Annotated in this window: 16 protein-coding genes; 5 read left to right on the forward strand and 11 right to left on the reverse strand. The window is 59.6% G+C overall.

Annotated elements, in window-relative coordinates:
* Positions 1-40: 40 nt before the first annotated feature.
* From JW799_RS22065 to JW799_RS22085, 5 genes are all read right to left on the reverse strand, one after another.
* Entirely contained in the window at positions 41-622 is a 582-nt protein-coding gene (locus JW799_RS22065) for a thioredoxin family protein (protein ID WP_205431718.1), read from the reverse strand.
* Positions 623-707: 85 nt separating this feature from the next.
* Positions 708-1259 carry a GNAT family N-acetyltransferase gene (locus JW799_RS22070; protein WP_080839494.1) on the reverse strand — a complete coding sequence of 184 codons (552 nt, stop codon included), beginning with the start codon at positions 1257-1259 and terminating at the stop codon, positions 708-710.
* Between the two features lies 1 nt (position 1260).
* Positions 1261-1884: an HD domain-containing protein gene (locus JW799_RS22075; RefSeq protein WP_080840971.1), complete on the reverse strand. Its 624-nt coding sequence runs from the start codon at positions 1882-1884 to the stop codon at positions 1261-1263.
* A 30-nt stretch (positions 1885-1914) separates the two neighbouring features.
* Positions 1915-2895: a tRNA glutamyl-Q(34) synthetase GluQRS gene (gene gluQRS, locus JW799_RS22080; protein WP_240353378.1), complete on the reverse strand. Its 981-nt coding sequence runs from the start codon at positions 2893-2895 to the stop codon at positions 1915-1917.
* Positions 2896-3125: 230 nt separating this feature from the next.
* Complete coding sequence (locus tag JW799_RS22085; RefSeq protein WP_205431720.1) at positions 3126-3458, reverse strand: response regulator transcription factor; 333 nt, start codon at positions 3456-3458, stop codon at positions 3126-3128.
* A gap of 246 nt (positions 3459-3704) precedes the next feature.
* Here JW799_RS22085 and JW799_RS28940 point away from each other — a divergent pair, with 246 nt between their 5' ends.
* From JW799_RS28940 to JW799_RS22095, 3 genes are read left to right on the forward strand one after another with little or no spacing between them, the layout of a single operon-like run.
* Entirely contained in the window at positions 3705-4613 is a 909-nt protein-coding gene (locus JW799_RS28940; RefSeq protein WP_240353379.1) for a histidine kinase dimerization/phospho-acceptor domain-containing protein, read from the forward strand.
* Between the two features lie 52 nt (positions 4614-4665).
* Positions 4666-6243 carry a response regulator gene (locus tag JW799_RS22090; RefSeq protein WP_338026365.1) on the forward strand — a complete coding sequence of 526 codons (1578 nt, stop codon included), beginning with the start codon at positions 4666-4668 and terminating at the stop codon, positions 6241-6243.
* 30 nt (positions 6244-6273) lie between these two features.
* The gene (locus JW799_RS22095; protein ID WP_080839499.1) at positions 6274-6957 is read left to right on the forward strand and encodes a response regulator transcription factor; all 684 of its coding nucleotides are present in this window, start codon (positions 6274-6276) and stop codon (positions 6955-6957) included.
* 212 nt (positions 6958-7169) lie between these two features.
* Here JW799_RS22095 and glpX read toward each other — a convergent pair whose 3' ends face one another.
* The 3 genes from glpX to JW799_RS22110 are packed head-to-tail and all read right to left on the reverse strand — an operon-like array spanning position 7170 to position 9631.
* The gene (glpX, locus tag JW799_RS22100) at positions 7170-8141 is read right to left on the reverse strand and encodes a class II fructose-bisphosphatase (protein WP_080839501.1); all 972 of its coding nucleotides are present in this window, start codon (positions 8139-8141) and stop codon (positions 7170-7172) included.
* 3 nt (positions 8142-8144) lie between these two features.
* Positions 8145-8969, reverse strand: coding sequence for a pyruvate, water dikinase regulatory protein (locus JW799_RS22105; RefSeq protein ID WP_240353380.1), 825 nt, complete (start codon positions 8967-8969; stop codon positions 8145-8147).
* A 20-nt stretch (positions 8970-8989) separates the two neighbouring features.
* Positions 8990-9631 carry a helix-turn-helix transcriptional regulator gene (locus JW799_RS22110; protein ID WP_245809866.1) on the reverse strand — a complete coding sequence of 214 codons (642 nt, stop codon included), beginning with the start codon at positions 9629-9631 and terminating at the stop codon, positions 8990-8992.
* 651 nt (positions 9632-10282) lie between these two features.
* Between JW799_RS22110 and JW799_RS22115 the strand changes: the two genes are divergently transcribed.
* Positions 10283-11407: an N-acetylmuramoyl-L-alanine amidase family protein gene (locus JW799_RS22115; RefSeq protein WP_080840977.1), complete on the forward strand. Its 1125-nt coding sequence runs from the start codon at positions 10283-10285 to the stop codon at positions 11405-11407.
* A gap of 134 nt (positions 11408-11541) precedes the next feature.
* Here JW799_RS22115 and JW799_RS22120 read toward each other — a convergent pair whose 3' ends face one another.
* The 3 genes from JW799_RS22120 to JW799_RS22130 are packed head-to-tail and all read right to left on the reverse strand — an operon-like array spanning position 11542 to position 15603.
* A complete protein-coding gene (locus JW799_RS22120; protein ID WP_205431722.1) occupies positions 11542-13098 on the reverse strand; it encodes a rhamnulokinase in 1557 nt (518 codons plus the stop codon).
* Between the two features lie 37 nt (positions 13099-13135).
* On the reverse strand, positions 13136-13795 hold the full coding sequence (locus JW799_RS22125; protein ID WP_080839507.1) for a class II aldolase/adducin family protein: 660 nt from the start codon (positions 13793-13795) through the stop codon (positions 13136-13138).
* Between the two features lie 17 nt (positions 13796-13812).
* Entirely contained in the window at positions 13813-15603 is a 1791-nt protein-coding gene (locus JW799_RS22130; RefSeq protein WP_205431723.1) for an L-fucose isomerase, read from the reverse strand.
* A 223-nt stretch (positions 15604-15826) separates the two neighbouring features.
* Here JW799_RS22130 and JW799_RS22135 point away from each other — a divergent pair, with 223 nt between their 5' ends.
* Entirely contained in the window at positions 15827-16855 is a 1029-nt protein-coding gene (locus JW799_RS22135) for a LacI family DNA-binding transcriptional regulator (RefSeq protein WP_080839512.1), read from the forward strand.
* Positions 16856-16860: the final 5 nt, after the last annotated feature.

Raw genomic sequence — 16860 nt, forward strand, 5'->3', positions numbered from 1 at the left:
GTCCAAGGAGCTTGGCAAAAACGTCAGGCCGACCGCGCCGTCAAACCAGGTCGCACGCCTCGACGGGCATCCAGTGCTCGTCCTGGCCGTCCCACTTCACGTTGCAGCCGATCGGATTCGTCAAAGGCACGGATACGGGTTTGCCTTGCACGAATTCGGCGAGCGCGTTGTCCAGATCGTTCACGGTCATCTTGCTCGTGTCGCGCGGCTGGTCGACGCCCCGGCCGGTGTAGATCAGCTTGCGGTCCTCGTCGAACACGTAAAAATGCGGCGTCCGAAGCGCGCCGTAAGCTTTCGCGACCGCCTGGCTCTCATCGTGCAAATAAATCCAAGGAAACGCTTCTTCCTTCATCAGCTCCACCATGTGAGCGAACGAGTCGTCCGGCTTCGTGTTGACGCTGTTCGAATTGATGCCGACGAACCGGATGCCGTGCGGAGCGTACTTCTCTGCCGTGGCACGCGTCACTTCTTTCGACCCCATCACGAACGGACAGTGGTTGCAGGTGAAAAACACGACTAGCCCTTTCGCATCGGCGAAATCCTGAAGGGAGTACGTGCGTCCGTCGGTTGCCGGGAGCCGGAAGTCGACGGCGGAATCACCGATCGCAAGCGTAAAAGCCATGGATATTCTCCTCCTTGGAATAAATGCTAGATTCGATTCCAATTACAAGAATAACAGAGTCGGGAATACGTTTACAAATAAAGGGTCAGTCCGCCCAGGCGACCCGTTCCGACCGGAGCAGGCCCATCAGGATGACATCCGCGTACCGCCCGTCCTTGAACTGGCGCTGCCGAAGCCGCCCCTCTTCCTTGAAGCCGCAAGAAGCGTAGCAGCGGCGGGCGCGCTCGTTGAAGTCGTACACTTCCAGCTCCAGCCGGTTCAAATTCAGCTCGTCGAAAGCAAAGTCGATCAGCAGCCGCATCGCCTCGGTTCCGAAGCCCTGGCCGCAATGCTCGGGGGAGCCGATGACGATGCCGATTTTCGCGTAACGGTTTTTCCAATCGATGCCGTCCAGATTGATTTGCCCGATGAACAGCTCGGTCGCCGCGTCGGCGATGACGAAGCCGCGGTTGTCGTCCCGGTTCTGCTCCATCTTGGCGCGCAAATAAGCTTCGGTGTCTTCGAGCGTATGCGGGAACAAAAAAATGTCCGACAAATACCGAACCACGTCCGGATTGTTCACCCAGCGGCGAATCGGCACGAGATCCTCCAGACGGTACTCCCTCAGCCTGATCTTCCGCCCGATCAAATGCGGCATGCTATTCCCCCTCCGTCTCCGGATCGCCTTTCAGATACCCTTTGTCGACCGCCCGCCGGACCAGCTCGTTCATGAACGCCCACAGCGTTGCGGACGCCTCCCGGACCGGCTCCAGCCGTTTCAGCACCTGGGACCGGTTAACCCCGTATTTCTGCCAGCTGTGGCCTTCGGTAAAATAGTTGTGAATGACCGGCTGCATCCGGTCGAGCGCGGCCGCATACTTCGCCTCCGGCGTCGCGCCGTCCTCGAATTCGCGCCACAGTCCGCGAAACGTCTCGGCCTGGTCGCCGGGCAGCAAGCCGAAGATGCGGTCGGCGGCGCGCTGTTCTTTGGCCGCTTTATCGTTCAAGCCTTGAAAATCGTAAGCAAACGTATCGCCGGCATCGATCTCGACGAGATCGTGCACGAGCAGCATCGTCATCACCCGCGGCAAGTCCGGCTTCGGCTCATCCGCATGCTCCATAAGCACGGCCGCCATCAGCGCGATATGCCACGAATGTTCGGCGTCGTTTTCCCGTCTGCTTCCGTCCAGCAGCAGCGTTCGGCGCAGCACCGTCTTGATTTTATCGATTTCCGTCAAAAACGCGAGCTGCCGCGTAAGCCGCGAATGATTCCAATCTTCCATGTTCAAACGCCGATTCCCCTTCGAAGTCCTTTAGGACGATATCCATTTTTCCTGCCAGCGTTCCGGCAGCGCAACCGCTTCCCGCGGGATTCGCCCCAGCGCGAAAGCGTCCGTCAGCTCGCAAGGCCGAACCGGTTCGGGCCGGTCGATGACGCCGGCGAGCCAGGCCAGAAAACCGGTTACTTTCTCCGGCGCCGCGCCCTGCTCCCGCAGCGAAGCGAGCGTAACCGAGCCGTGCCGCTTCGACAGCCGGCTGCCGTCGGGCCCGAGCAAAAGCGGACCGTGCGCGAACCGCGGGGGATTGGCGCCCAGCGCCTCGTACAGCGCGAGCTGGCGCGGGGTCGAATCGAGCAAATCCCATCCGCGCAGCACGTCGGTGACGCCCATCGCGATGTCGTCGACGACGACCGCAAGCTGATAGCCGACGATGCCGTCCGCGCGCTTAACGACGAAATCGCCTCCCGCGCCGGGCGGAAACGCCCTCAAGCCGGCGATGCCGTCCGCGAAGCGGAGTTCCCGGTCCGGCATCGCAAAGCGCAGCGAGGGCGTTTTCCGGCGGGCCCGTTCCTGCCGTTCTTCGGGCCCGAGTCTCCGGCACGTTCCCGGATACGCGCCTCCCTCGGCCGCGACGCCGTGCGGCGCGCTGGCCGCCGACAGCAGATCGGCACGGCTGCAATAACACGGGTACAGCCAGCCGTCCGCTTGCAGCCGCTCGAGCGCAAGCTCGTATAGCTCCCCTCGCTCGCTCTGGCTGTAGGGCGCGTCAGGCCCTCCCTTGTCCGGCCCCTCGTCCCAGTCGAGCCCGAGCCACTTCAAATCGTCGATCAGGGCCTCTGCGTACTCCGGCTTGCAGCGGGGCTTGTCGAGATCCTCCACCCGCAAAATAAACGTGCCGCGCTCGGACCGGATTTGCAGCCAGGCCAGCAGCGCGCTGGCCGCGTTGCCCAGGTGCAAATAGCCGGAGGGCGTCGGAGCGAATCGCCCGCGCGGCGATTGTCGTTGTCCGATCAAGACGCCTCGAACTCCCTTCATCCCTTCCATTATAACACAAGTCCGAATGGCGCCGCGGTTGACGCCGGAAGGGTGGAGCTTCCGGGGAGGCAGCCCAACGAAAAAAGGCGCTCCGCCGCACGGGCCGTTGCGGCAAAGACGCCTCATAAGGCATTTGATCCGATCCGAAACATCGACGAAGCTTCGCGGGGCGCCGCCGTAACCCGATGCCGGAAGCATGGGGTTGACGCTCAGCCGCTCGTGATCAGCGCCTGCATCGCAAAATTGAAAAACTTCGCCTGCAGCTCCCGGGACGAAGAAGTGCGCGTTTTTTTCATCATGCAGGCCAGGTGGTTTTTCAACGTTTTGGGCGAAATATGTAAAAGCGCTGCAATATCGTCGTTCCGCAGGCCTTCGGTAACGAGCACTTTCATGACCTGCGTTTCGCGGGGCGTCAGCTTGTTATTGCGCGCGAACGATAAAAAAATCGGATTCAGCAGCGTGGTCGTCTTGTGATTGCCGTCCGTCACGATGCTGCTTGCGAACGAGCTTGGGTAATTGCTGGCATAGGTGCTGGTTAGCATCTGGATGTCCCCATTTCTTAACGATGTTTTGGTTTTGCCCGTTGAAACGTTCGTTGCGGATTTCAAGTCACATCGTTCTCCATCCATTCGGTAGATCGGCTCCCATCAAATTCCTTTGTCGAAGGTCTTGTCGATATGTGTCGCAAAGCTTATGCTTTTCTATCATAATGCCAAAGCATTAAATGAATTGCCGAAATGTTGTTTGACAAGTATTAGTTTCTCTCATACTTCCGATGGAGGATTTGCATGATGCGGTCGATTCGCATTACAATGGTGGCGGTTCTCGTTCCGGCTTCCTCCCTGTTTTTGCTGGTCGTCGGATGGGGCGCGGGACGTTTGTTGTTTGCGATATTCGGTTGGCCGGGATATGCCGTCGTTATTGTCGCGGCGCTCGCCGCCCAACTCGGTTTTATTTTTTTTCTCCGCCGATTCCTGAAAAAAAGAATGGACCCGCTTGAAAGCGCGGTTCGTTATTGGCAGGCGATTCGGGCGAAAATGGCAAGCTATGCGGATTCTCCGCATCAATTGATCGCCGCGTTTCGCGACGACGGATCGATTTTATTCGTGAACGAAGCCGGCAGAAACATGCTGGGAATTGCAGGCCATCGCCCTCATTCCTTGCAGCGGCTTATGTCCGAAGAGCAATACGAAACGCTGCTGCATGGAATGCGGCTAGCCCGCTTGAACGGGTTTTGGACGGGCAGACTTGAAGTGCGAAACGGCGACGGCAATCACGCGATCCTCGTCATGACGCTCGTCGACCAGCTTTGCATCCATGACGGTTCGAATTATTTCGCGGCGATCGCGGCCGACTTAGCCGAAATGCTGGACGCCGCGAAATCCGGCCTTTCCGCCGGAGCGAACGCGGAGACGATTCACGATATGGGCATTTTGCTGGCGAGAGTCGGCCACGAGCTGCGAACGCCGTTGCAAGCGATTATAGGCTTGACGGATTTGTTCGAACGTTCGGAGCTTTCCGAATTGCATCGGGAATACATGGATCAAATCGACGCTTCCTCCCGGCATGCGGACGCTGAACGATCTGCTCGATTTCTCCAAGCTGGAAGCGGGCAAGGTGGCCATCGAAAGCCTGCCGTTCAACGTCGACGATTTCGTTCATCGCATCAACCGCACGACGCGCGTGCTGCTCGGTGAAAAACCGGTGGATCTGCTCGTAACCGTCGATCCGGCCATTCCGGACACGATCGTGGGAGATGCCGGGCGGATCGAGCAGGTTCTGCTTAATTTGCTGGGCAACTCCATCAAATTTACCGAACGCGGCGAAATCGAATTTTCCATCGAACTGGAGGAAAATAAAGAAACCGAAATCGAGCTCAGCTTCAAAGTTCGAGACACGGGCATCGGCATGACCGAGCAGACAATGGCGAAAATTTTCGAACCTTTCGAGCAATCCGACAAATCGATCAGCCGCAAGTACGGAGGCACGGGCCTGGGTCTTGTCATCGCCAAATCGGTCGTGGAGCTGATGGGCGGCCGACTGGAAGCGAAAAGCGAACCCGGGGCGGGCACCGAGTTTTGCTTCCGATTGCGCCTTGCGACCGAGAGGATCTCGCCCGTTCCGCTTCCCGAGCTGCCTTGCAGGGTGCTCATCGTTGAGGATCATGCGGCGGCAAGAGAGCGATTTCTCGCGGATTTGGCCCGATTTTGCAGCGCGGACGGCGTCGCCTCGCTGGAGGGTGCGATTGCCGCCGTTCGAAATTCGGCGTACGACTTGCTCATTCTGGATATGGAAATGAACCAAATGCGCGGGTTTGCGGCCTGGACCGCAATCCGCAGGCTGTGCCGCGAGCGGGGCATCTTCATCGTATCGTATACGACGCTGTATGGGCGCCAGGCGCTGTTAAAGCTCGAAGAGGGGTTCAAGCCCGACGCCGTCTTGGTTAAGCCTGCGGACAGGCATCTGCTTTACCGGACGATTCGGCAGCTCGTTTTGCCCGAGTCCACGCCCGAAACGGCAGCGGAAATCCCCTTGCTCCCCCCTTCTTCTCCGGGTTCGCGGCAAGGCGTGCTGCTCGTGGACGATCACGATATCAGCCAATTGATCGCCTCGAAAATGCTTGAAAAGCTGAACTGTCCGGTCGTTGCCGCGGCAAGCGGAATGGAAGCGCTGCGGCTGCTGCAAAACTGCCGGTTCGATTTGATCCTCATGGATCTGCATATGCCGGAAATGGACGGCTTGACGACGGTTCGCCGCATTCGCGCCGACGAACGGCTGAACGGGACGCCGATCGTCATCCTGACCGCGGACACTTCGATGGAACAGCACGAAGAGTGCCTGGCGGCGGGCGTTCAGGAGGTGCTGACAAAGCCGCTTGACCTCAACCGGATGCAAGCCGTCCTGAACCGGTGGTTCGGATGGAGCGGGCCGGAGCGAAGCGGCGCCGTTCCCGCCGGCCCTCCGGTTTCCTTGCCCGCGCTGGACGGACTTCATGTCGCCGCCGCGCTTGCGAGACTCGACGGAAGGCAAGAAGTTTATTTGCATTTGCTGCGGAAATTCAGGGAAAGATATGCCAATATTGCGGACCTTTTGGCAGCCGATATCGAAACGGGAAACTATTTGAAAGCCGCTCAAAAGCTTCATACGCTGCGCGGATCGTCGAGTCATCTTGCGGCCGACGACGTCTATGACGCAGCCACGCGGCTGGAAGCGACGTTGCGCCGAACAGACGGCCCCGAAACGTTCGAAGCGGACATTCGGGAGCTGGAGGAGCGCTTGCAGGCGGTTTTTCGCTCCATATCAAAGTTTGAGAAAAGTATTAGCTAATCTAACAATTCGTATGGGTGGAGATTTCCGTTGACGAAGATTTTGGTCGTTGAAGATGACCCGATCATCGGAGAGATGTTGACGCTGTATTTGTCCGAAGAACAATTCGAAGTGGAACGCGTGGAAAGCGCGGGCGAAGGCTTTGCCGCCCTCTCCCGGTTCGAGCCGGACGTGCTGATTCTCGATCTTATGCTTCCCGACGCCGAAGGAACGCATCTTTGCTCGGCTTTCCGCGAACGTTCCAAGCTTCCGATCATCGTAACGTCGATGCGAACCGCGGTCACCGACCGCATTCAGGCGATCAGCGCCGGAGCGGACGATTACTTGTGCAAGCCTTACAGCATGCAGGAGTTGAAGGTGCGGATCCAGGCGGTGCTGCGCCGCATGTCTCCCTTTTACCGGGACGCGGGAAAACCGGAGACGCACAAGGAGCGAATCTCGCTGGATTTCAACCGCAGAACGATCGTGTTGGACGGCAAGCCGATCGAGACGACTTTTTCCGAGTACGAAATGATGAAGCTGTTCACCCAGCACCCGGGACGAGTATTCAGCCGGGAGGAATTGCTCAACGCCGTCCGGGGGATCGATTCTTTCGTCAATGAACGGGCGATGGACGTCCATATTACGAATTTAAGAAAAAAGCTGGAACTCAATCCGAAAGAACCGCAGCATATCAAAACGGTTTGGGGAGTCGGATACAAGTTCGAAAACTGACGGCAAGGAGACCGGCCGAAGGAAGCTTCTCAACCTTCGCCTCGGTCTCTTTGCCGTTTTAAAGCCACGCGCCGGCTTTTCCCGCGAAAACCGGACAGCGCAAAGAAGCCGCCCTTTTCAGGCTGCCCGGATGAACCGCGGCAGCTTCCATGTCAAGGGAACGGCTTCTTTGCGATCGGCGATTCGAAGGCAAGCGTTGCGGAGTCCTTTGCTTATCGTATGGCCGCCAACAGCGACTTGTTCGGCAAATAATGGAGAGAGCGGACGAAACGGATCGTTCGCGTCTTCGCGCGCATGACGATCGAATGCGTTTCGGCCCTTTCGCCCGAAATGTAGCGCACGCCGCCGAGAAACTCGCCCGGCGTGACGCCGGTCGCCGCGAAGATCACGTCTTCGCTGCCGACCATATCCTCCATCGTCAAAATCCGGTACGGATTTTCGATGCCCATTTGAACGCAGCGCTCGTATTCGTTTCCGTCGGCGGGCATCAGCCTTCCCTGCAGCTCGCCTCCCAAACATTTCAGCGCCGCGGCGGCGAGCACGCCCTCCGGCGCGCCTCCAGACCCGACGTACAAGTCGATGCCGGCTTCGGGAAACGCCGGGGCCATCGCTCCGGCCACGTCCCCGTCCGACAGAAACTTGATCCGCAAGCCGACTTTGCGCAGCGCCTTCACGAGCGACTCGTGGCGCGGCCGGTCGAGAAGCATGACCGTTAGCTCCGACACCTTCTTGTCCAAGGCGGCGGCCGCCTTGTGCAGCGTCGTTTCGATCGGGTCGCTCAGGCTGAGCTTGCCCACCAGTTCCGGGCCTACGGCCAGCTTTTCCATATACATGTCCGGGGCGTGCAGCAATTGCCCCTTGTTGGCGACGGCGATGACCGACATCGCGTTGTTGAGGCCCTTCGCGACGATTTCGGTGCCTTCGAGCGGGTCCACCGCCACGTCGACCTCGGGACCGTTCATGCTGCCGACTTCCTCGCCGATATAGAGCATCGGCGCTTCGTCCATCTCGCCTTCGCCGATGACGACCGTGCCGCGGACGGACACCGTGTCGAACATCGCCCGCATCGCGGCGGTCGCCGCGCCGTCCGCCCCGTTTTTATCGCCTCGCCCCATCCAGGGAGCGGAGGCAAGCGCAGCCAGCTCCGTGACGCGCACGATTTCCAATGCCAGTTCTCGTTCCATCGTTTACCCCCCGTATCCGTTATCCGATAATCGTTCCATAATAAGGCCGGCCGTCTCTTCGATCGCCTTTTCGGTCACGTCGATGACCGGACAGCCGAGACGCTCCATCAAGGCCGCGGCGAACGCCAGCTCCCGTTCGATTCGATCCAGCGAAGCGTAATGGGCGTGCACCGGCAGGCCGAGCGCCCGCAGCCGTTCCGTCCTGATTTTCAGCAGCCGTTCGGGATTCATCGTAAGGCCGACGATCAGCCGGTCGCCGGGCGCGAACAATTCGTCCGGAGGCTTCACTTCCGGCGTGATCGGATAGTTTGCGGTTCGGATGCCCTTATGCGCAAGAAAGATGCTAAGCGGCGTCTTGGAGGTGCGGGAAACGCCGACCAGCACGACCTGCGCCTGCTGCAGTCCCCGCACGTCCTTCCCGTCGTCGTAGCGGACCGCAAACTCGATCGCTTCGATTTTGCGATAATAATGATCGTCCATTTCATGAAGCAAGCCGGGCTGATATTTGGGGGAATCGTTAAACGTATCGATAAAAGCCTGCATCATCGGCCCCATCACGTCGATCGCTTTGACGCCCGCCCGGATCGCTTCCTCCCTCATCGTCTCGCGCAATTCGGGCTGCACGAGCGTATAGGCGATAAAGCCGCCGGTTCGAGCCGCCTCGCGAATGATGCCCTTCACTTCGTCCTCATGCTTGATGCCGCCGTAGCGCTTGATTTTCACGCTTTCGGTGGCGAATTGGCGAACGGTCGCCTTGGCGACCGCTTCCGCCGTTTCCCCCAGCGCATCCGAGCAGGCGTAAATCATTTTTTGGCTGTCCAGCGCCAACCGCTTCTCCCCCTACCCGATTAAAGATCCGAGGCCATTTCGACCATCGCCTGCGTAATATTCGTTTTCGTAATCCGGCCGATCACTTCCAGCCCGCCGCCTTCGCTTTCGCCGTCCTTCGCCCGCACGACGGGCAAGCAATTGACCTGGCGGTCGATCATTTTTCGGGCGGCTTCGAGCACCGTCTCTTCGGGAGAGACCGTCACGAGCTGCGCGAATTTCGTCATCACCATCCGGATCGGAATCGTCGGGGCATTGGCGTTGCCGATCGCGAACTTGAGCAGATCTTTGGGCGACACCATGCCGACGAGCGTATCTTGCTCGTCGATCACCATCAGGCTCCCGACATTTTCCACGAACAAGCTGATGACGGCGTCGTTGACCGTCGTGTTGTCGCGGATGACGACCGGCCGGCTCATCCGGTCCTTTACTTTCCATTTTAAGAACGAGGCTTGGGCTCCCCGCTCCCGCTTCGCCGCCGTGCCCAAAAAATAGCCGACCTTCGGCTTGGCGTCGACGAGACCGAGCATGACCAGAACGGACAGATCGGAACGAATCGTCGGTCGGCTGACGCCGAGCAGCTCCGCAATTTGCTCTCCCGTGATCGGAGCGTGCCGGGTGACCAGTTCGACGATCTCCAGCTGTCTTGACGTCAATTCGATTTGCTCCCTCTCCTTCCCCGGGACGGTTATTCTCTTATATGATATAACATATTTCGATTTATGACACAATATATAATTTTATTAGTGTAACATATATAGCTGAAATCCGTTCCGGCAACGTTTGCTTCGGCAGCTAACCGAGGGATTGATTGTGCGGGGTTGTGCGGGGTTGTGCGGGGTTGTGCGGCGTTGTTCGGATCGAGAGGGGTTGTGCCGGGTTTGGCGGAGCTTGGTTGGAATTTGTCCAATCAAAACCGGCTTTTTCACGAAATACGTCATCTTCGTTGGATTTTGTCCAATCTGGCGAGACCTTATCGGCGTTTTCACCTGAATTCCAAGCTTTTCGTTGGATAAAATCCACTCTGGATAACGGTTACCCCGTTTTCCGCTCCCTTAATTGGACAAATTCCAACATAGGCTCCCTCCGCTTGAGCGCCCCCTCCTCTACCCCAATTTTCCCCAAAACTTTTTCGCAAGGCGAAGCACGTAAACGTTCCGATTTGCTCCAGAAGCCCGCTTGCCTCTAATCTTTCAATTATTTTCAGGATAAAAACAGGAGTTTAGGAGGTAACGAGACATGGCGCTCCTCTGGTATACTCTATGTATCTGGCACTTCGAATCTACTATATTTTACCGACCAAGGAGATGCTGATGCGAAAAACATATTGGGGAATCGCCATTTTCTGCCTCCTGCTGATGCTCCCCGCCTTCCGAACGGCAGAAGCGAACGTTGCGGGCGAATATATCGTGTTTGCCGACAACCTGAACATTCGCGGCGAAGCGGACAAGGACGCCGAAATCGTCGGCATCGCCAATCGGGGCGATCGGGTCGAGGTGACGGAAGAAGCGTACGGATGGTACCGGATCGAGACCGGCAAGATCGAGGGCTGGGCTGCGGGATATTTTTTGAAAAAGGCGGACGGAGCCGCCGCGGAAGGAAAGACGTCGCAAGCCTCCTCCTCCGAAGGCACGGAAGGCAAGGCGCGGCAAGGGACGGTAACGGCCGACTCGCTGCGGGTTCGCGAAGGGCCGGGAACGTCCTATCCCGTCATTGCCGGGCTGACGTTAGGAGACGCCGTGACCGTTCTTGCGGCCGAGGACGGCTGGCTGAACATCCGGCTGTCCGGACAAGCTTCCGGCTGGGTATCGCAGGATTACGTCGAGCTCGGAGACGGATCGTCGCCGAAGGCCGCCCCGACAACCGTTTCGGCCGGCGGCGGAGGCAAGCTCGGCGGCAAGCTGATCGTCGTCGATCCCGGCCATGGCGGCGGCGATCCCGGAATGATCGGCACGACGCTTGAAACGGTGGAGAAAGAGCTTAACTTGACGACGGCCAAGCTGCTTCGGGACGAGCTTGCCGCCCGCGGGGCGAAGGTGTTGATGACGCGGACGTCGAACGACAGCAATCCGAAGCTGTCGGAGCGAGTCGCGGTTAGCGAATCGAACAAGGCGGATGCTTTTGTCAGCATTCACTATAATTCATCGCAAAAAAAGACGTCGGGAACTCTCGCTTTTTATTATGCGGACAAGGACGAGCGTCTCGCCCGCTCGATCGCCGACCGCCTCGGGAACGGCATCGGCTTGAAAAACAACGGCGTTTCGTTCGGCAATTACCACGTGCTGCGCGAGAACGACCGCCCCGCCGCCCTGCTGGAGCTTGGGTTTCTCTCCAACCCGAACGACGAGGAAATCGTGCGCACGGACAGCTACCAGCGAAACGCCGTCAAAGCGATCGCCGACGGACTGGCGGATTATTTCGCCGAACGCGCCCTCTGAAACGGTTGGCGTTCCGGTCAATAGAAGAGGGGGTTGTCACGGGTCGCTTCGGCGACTCGGGAGACAACCCCTTCTTTTCGTTAACGGGAAGCCCGATCCAAAACGGCGAGTCTCGGCGGGGCGAACGGCAATCGTCACGCCCGCGGCGCTTGCAGAGCCGTATACCGCTCATAGGCCGCGTTCCATTGCTCGGCGCGTTGCGGATCGTAAACCCGCACCGGGAACGAGCGGGCCGAAAGCCTCCGCGCTTCCCGCAAATTCGCGCATTTGCCCGTCGCGATGAATTGCAGCAGCATGTTGCCGATCGCGCTCGCTTCGACCGGGCCGGCCCAAACCGGCCGCCCGAGAGCGTCCGCGGCGAACTGGCACAGAAGCTCGTTCTGGATGCCGCCGCCGACCATGTGCAGGCCGGCATACGATTCGCCGGTCAAGCTCTCCGCCTGTTCCAGCACCTGTCTGTAGCGCATGGCCAGGCTTTCCAGAATGCAGCGCGCCGTCTCCCCGGGCGTTCGCGGAACCGGCTGTCCGGTCGTCCGGCAAAAATCGCGAACGGCCTCGTTCATATCGGGAGGCGCGTAGAAGACGGCGTCGTCCGGATCGATCAGGCTGCGAAACGGTTCGGCATTTCGGGCCGCTTCGACCAGCTCCGGATACGTCGTCCGGCTCCCTTCCTCTTCCCATTCGCGCTTGCATTCCTGCAAAATCCACAAGCCCATAATGTTTTTGAGCAGCTGGTACGTGCCGCCCGCTCCGCCTTCGTTGGAAAACTCCAGCTCCATCGTCCGGGCGGAGAGCAGCGGCTCGGCCAGCTCCGTGCCGAGCAGCGACCACGTTCCGCACACGATATAGGCGAACGGCCCGTCTCCTGCCGGAACGGCGGCAACCGCCGATTCCGTATCGTGCGTGCCGACGGCGATCGCCTCGATCGCGGGAACGCCGAGCTCCTCGCTCACCGCGGGGGTCAGCCGTCCCGCCCGCGTGCCCGGCGGCACCGGCGCAAGGAAAATGCGCTCCGGAATGCCGAGCCGGCGCATGAGCTCGACGTTCCAGCGCTGCTCCCGCGGGAGGAACAGCTGCGTCGTCGTCGCCATCGTAAATTCGCAGATCCGGACGCCCGTCAGCCAGTAGAGCAGCAAATCCGGCGTGAGCAGCAGCGTTTCGGCCGCTTCGAGCTTGGGCGAACGGGCTTTGCTCATCGCGTAAAGCTGGTATACGGTGTTGAACGGCATGAATTGCAGCCCGCCCTGGCGGAACAATTCCTCCTTGCCGATCAGCGAGACGGCTTCCTCGATCAGGCCCTGCGTCTGCGGGTCGCGGTAATGATACGGATTTCCGAGCAGCTCGCCGTTCGCGTCGAGCAGCCCGAAGTCGACGCCCCACGTATCGATGCCCAGCGTCTCCGGCCGAAAGCCGTCCCGGAACGCCAACCGGATGCCCGTCTTGATCTCCTGAAAAAGCCTTAGAATATCCCAGTACAGGTGCTCGCCGATGCGAATCGCTTCGTTCGGAAAACGGTGAATTTCCGTCACCCGGAGCGCCTCCGCCCCGTCTTCCCCGGCTTCGAGCGTTCCGACCAAAGCCCTTCCGCTGCCCGCGCCGAGGTCGAAGGCGAGCGCGGTCGCTTTCGGCCCCGGCCGTCCGGACGCCGCGCCGTCCTCCGGCAGCCCCGCCTTCTCAAAATCTGCTGTCATGTCCATCTCTCCCGTCAGGATATGCCGCAGTCGGCCGTCATTTCATTTTCTGCAGCAATTCGATCCGGTACGCTTCGCTTTCGAGCGACGCGATTTCCTTGTACTCCTCATCCGTCAATGCCTTCGGCTCGCGGATGGCGCTTGAAATCAGATAGATTTTGGCGCTTTCCTCGACGACCTCCGTCCGGTAGTACGCTTCGCGCAAATTCCGTCCGGTCGTCACCAGCCCGTGGTTGCCGAGCAGAATCGTGCTGTAGTCGTCGACCTTGGCGACGACCGCGTCGGCCAGCTTATCCGTCGTCGGCAGCACGTAAGGCACGTAGGCGGTCGTTCCGACCAAGGCGGCCTGGTCGGGAAACATGACCGGCAGCTCCCGCTCCACCAGCGTGAACGCGATGCAATAAGGCGGGTGCGTATGCACGATGGCGCCGATTTGGGGATTTTGCCGGTACGCGTACAGGTGCATCAGCACTTCGGACGACGGCCTGAGGCCGATGTCCGCGATGTCGCCCGTCGCGATGTCCACCTCTACCCACTGCTCCGGCGCGATTTCGTCCAGCGCGAAGCCGCTCGGAGACAAATACATCTTACCTTCGAAGCGCGCGCTGATATTGCCGCCGGGGCCGACGACCAGCTTGTTCGCGACCGTTTTGCGCGCGTATTTGCACAGTTCGTTGCGAATGTCCGTGACGCTCATAAGTTCCTCCGATGCGTTTATTTATACAGCGGACCGAAATTGGAGCAGGCGCGGTAGTCGGCGCCTTCCGAATCCGCCGTGCCGAACAGGCCCCAGGCCCGCGGGCGGAAGATGCGCTCCTCGGCGACGTTGTGCATGCTGACCGGGATCCGCAGCATGGAGGCGAGCGTGATCAGGTCCGCGCCGATATGGCCGAAGCTGACCGAACCGTGATTGGCGCCCCAGTTGTTCATCACTTCGTACACGCTGCGGAACGCGCCCGCCCCGGTCAGAATCGGAGCGAACCAGGTCGACGGCCACGTCGGATCCGTCCGCTTGTCGAGCGTGTCGTGCACGTGCTGCGGAAGGTCGACCGAGTAGCCCTCGGCGATTTGCAGCACCGGTCCGATGCCTTTGACGATGTTGAGGCGCGACATCGTCATCGGCATGCCGCCGCGCGTCAGAAAGTCGGAGGAATAACCGCCCCCGCGGAAATATTCGACCGACGCCGGGCGCCACGAGGTCGCCTTCAGGCAATTCGCGGCTTCTTCCTCGGAAATTTCCCAGAACGGCTTCATCGCCGGCTTGCCGTCCTTCGACTGCTCTCCCGTGCCGTCAAGCGCGGCCGACCCGGAATTGATCAGGTGCAAAATGCCGCCCGCCGCCGCGCCTTCAAGCCGATAGCCGGTCACCCGTTCGACCGATTCCGGGCTCCAGTACGTCCGCACGTCGGAGAAAATCTGCGCCGTATTCGTCAGCAAATGGCCGAACAGCATGACGACGCCGTTCAGGCTGTCGTTTTCGGTCGCGACGATGAACGGCGCGCGGATGCCGTTCCAGTCGAAGGAAGAGTTCAGCATCGCTTCGAGAAAATCGCCGTTCGGGAAGTGATCGGTCCACTGACGCTGCCCCTGGAAGCCCGACACGATCGCGTTGTGGCCTTGCGCCTCCTCGGCAAAGCCGAGCTCGGCCAGCCGCGGATTGCCGATCATCAGGTCGCGGGCGATTTGGGTCATCTTGACGACCGTCTCCCAATCCTTGTCCTTCTTCTCGCGGGATTGCTGAAGATGGGACGGATTGTTGTCGGGACCTTCGACGCAGTTCTCCTTCACCCACGCAAGCGCTTTCTCGTATTCCGCGGGATCGATAATATTTTCGTTCATGCGGCGGACGAACTCCGACATGTCGATATATTCGTTTCGCATGCCGAGATATTCCTGAAAGAACGCATCGTTCACGATCGAGCCCGCGATTCCCATCGACACGGAGCCCATCGACAAATACGATTTGCCCCGCATATAGGCGACGGCAAGTCCCGCTTTGGCGAATGCGAGCAGTTTGCCTCTGACGTCATCCGGCACGGACGTATCTCCGGCATCCTGTACCTGCTCGCCGTAAATGCCGAAGGCCGGCAGCCCTTTCTGCGCATGGGCGGACAAAACGGCGGCCAAGTAAACGGCGCCGGGACGCTCCGTTCCGTTGAAGCCCCAAACGGCTTTCGGAATGGCCGGATCCGTGTCCATCGTTTCCGTGCCGTAACACCAGCACGGCGTTACGGTGATCGATACGCCGACGCCTTCGCGGGCGAATTTCTCCGCGCACTGCGCCGCTTCCGCCACGCCGCCGATCGTCGCGTCCGCGATGACGCATTCCACCGGCTGGCCGTTCGGGTAGCGCAAATGTTCGGACAGCAGGGTTGCAACCGCTTTCGCCATATTCATCGTTTGATCTTCGAGCGACTCGCGCACGCCTCTGCGCCTTCCGTCGATCGTCGGGCGAATGCCGATTTTCGGAAAGCCGCTTTTCCAGCGAAAACTGAAATCCGTCATGTAAAATGCCTCCCCAAAACATGAATTTATGTTATCGATAACTCTAAAGTAACAACGGATTGTCTTGCTGTCAATGCTCCTTTTTTGTAAGATGAAAATAAAGTTGAAGACCGATCTATGCATTTGGACGCAACCGGGCTTTTCCGGATAAGCCTTTCGCCCCGCCGCGTGGCGGACGTCAGGCCGATTCCTGTGTCCGTTTGTCCGTGAAGGAGCAGTTCCGATGGTTACGATTTATGACATTGCGGAAAAAGCGAACGTCTCGGCGATGACGGTTTCGAGAGTTATCAATAACACCGGCCGAATCAGCGACAAAACGCGGGCCAAAGTAAAGCGCGTCATGGACGAGCTCGGGTACGTCCCGAACCAGATGGCGCGCAGTCTCGTGCTGCAGCAAACGAACATGCTTTTTCTGCTGATTACCGATATTACGAACCCGTTCTACACGACGCTTGCGCGCGGCGCCGAGGACGTCGCCCAAAAGCACGGCTTTCGGCTGCTGTTCGGCAACAGCGACGAGAAATTGAGCAAGGAACGGGATTACATCGAAACGATCCTGAAGCTGCGAGCGGACGGCGTACTCGTCGCGCCCGCGGGAGACGCCTCCCTCCCCCACCTGGAGGCGCTCCGCAAGCATCGCGTTCCGTTCGTGCTGCTCGACCGCGAGGTTCCCGGCGTCGAAAGCGACATCGTGCTCGGGGACAGCAAGGAAGGCGCGCGGACCCTCGTCAGGCATTTGGCCGACATGGGGCACCGGCGGATCGCCATGATCAACGGTTCGCTCGCCGCTTCGACGGCCAGGCAGCGCCTTGAAGGCTACCGGGAAGCGTTGAAACTGCACGATTTGGAATACGAGGAGGAAGACGTGCTGGAGACGAGCTTCGAGCCGCACAGCGACTTGACGGAAATCGAGGAGTGGCTGGGGCGGCTGCGGCCGGACGTTACGGCGATCATCGCCGGCAACAACGTGCTCGCCGTCGAGGTCATTCGCGCCCTCTCCGCCCGCGGCCGCAAGCTGCCCGACGACATGTCGGTCGTTTCGTTCGACGAATGGGCCGCCTATGCGGAAATCGATCCGTTTCTGACCGTCATCTCGCAGCAAGCCTACCAGTTCGGCTATCTCGGCATGCAGCTGCTGATCGACCGGATCAAAGAAGGCGAATCGGCCGGACCGTGGAAAAAAATCGTTCTTCCGTCCCAGCTGCTCGTCCGCCGCTCCGTCAGCCGGCTTGCCGGTCCCGAACGCGGCTGAGCGCC

This window comes from Cohnella algarum, from assembly GCF_016937515.1.
In the GTDB taxonomy this organism is placed as follows: Bacteria; Bacillota; Bacilli; order Paenibacillales; family Paenibacillaceae; genus Cohnella; species Cohnella algarum.

Excerpts from the sequence above, each read along its gene's own strand:
- JW799_RS22065 (WP_205431718.1), bottom strand. The coding sequence starts at position 622 with ATGGCTTTTACGCTTGCGATCGGTGATTCCGCCGTCGACTTCCGGCTC.
- JW799_RS22070 (WP_080839494.1), bottom strand. The coding sequence starts at position 1,259 with ATGCCGCATTTGATCGGGCGGAAGATCAGGCTGAGGGAGTACCGTCTG.
- JW799_RS22075 (WP_080840971.1), bottom strand. The coding sequence starts at position 1,884 with ATGGAAGATTGGAATCATTCGCGGCTTACGCGGCAGCTCGCGTTTTTG.
- JW799_RS22085 (WP_205431720.1), bottom strand. The coding sequence starts at position 3,458 with ATGCTAACCAGCACCTATGCCAGCAATTACCCAAGCTCGTTCGCAAGC.
- JW799_RS28940 (WP_240353379.1), top strand. The coding sequence starts at position 3,705 with ATGATGCGGTCGATTCGCATTACAATGGTGGCGGTTCTCGTTCCGGCT.
- glpX (WP_080839501.1), bottom strand. The coding sequence starts at position 8,141 with ATGGAACGAGAACTGGCATTGGAAATCGTGCGCGTCACGGAGCTGGCT.
- JW799_RS22115 (WP_080840977.1), top strand. The coding sequence starts at position 10,283 with ATGCGAAAAACATATTGGGGAATCGCCATTTTCTGCCTCCTGCTGATG.
- JW799_RS22120 (WP_205431722.1), bottom strand. The coding sequence starts at position 13,098 with ATGACAGCAGATTTTGAGAAGGCGGGGCTGCCGGAGGACGGCGCGGCG.
- JW799_RS22125 (WP_080839507.1), bottom strand. The coding sequence starts at position 13,795 with ATGAGCGTCACGGACATTCGCAACGAACTGTGCAAATACGCGCGCAAA.
- JW799_RS22130 (WP_205431723.1), bottom strand. The coding sequence starts at position 15,603 with ATGACGGATTTCAGTTTTCGCTGGAAAAGCGGCTTTCCGAAAATCGGC.
- JW799_RS22135 (WP_080839512.1), top strand. The coding sequence starts at position 15,827 with ATGGTTACGATTTATGACATTGCGGAAAAAGCGAACGTCTCGGCGATG.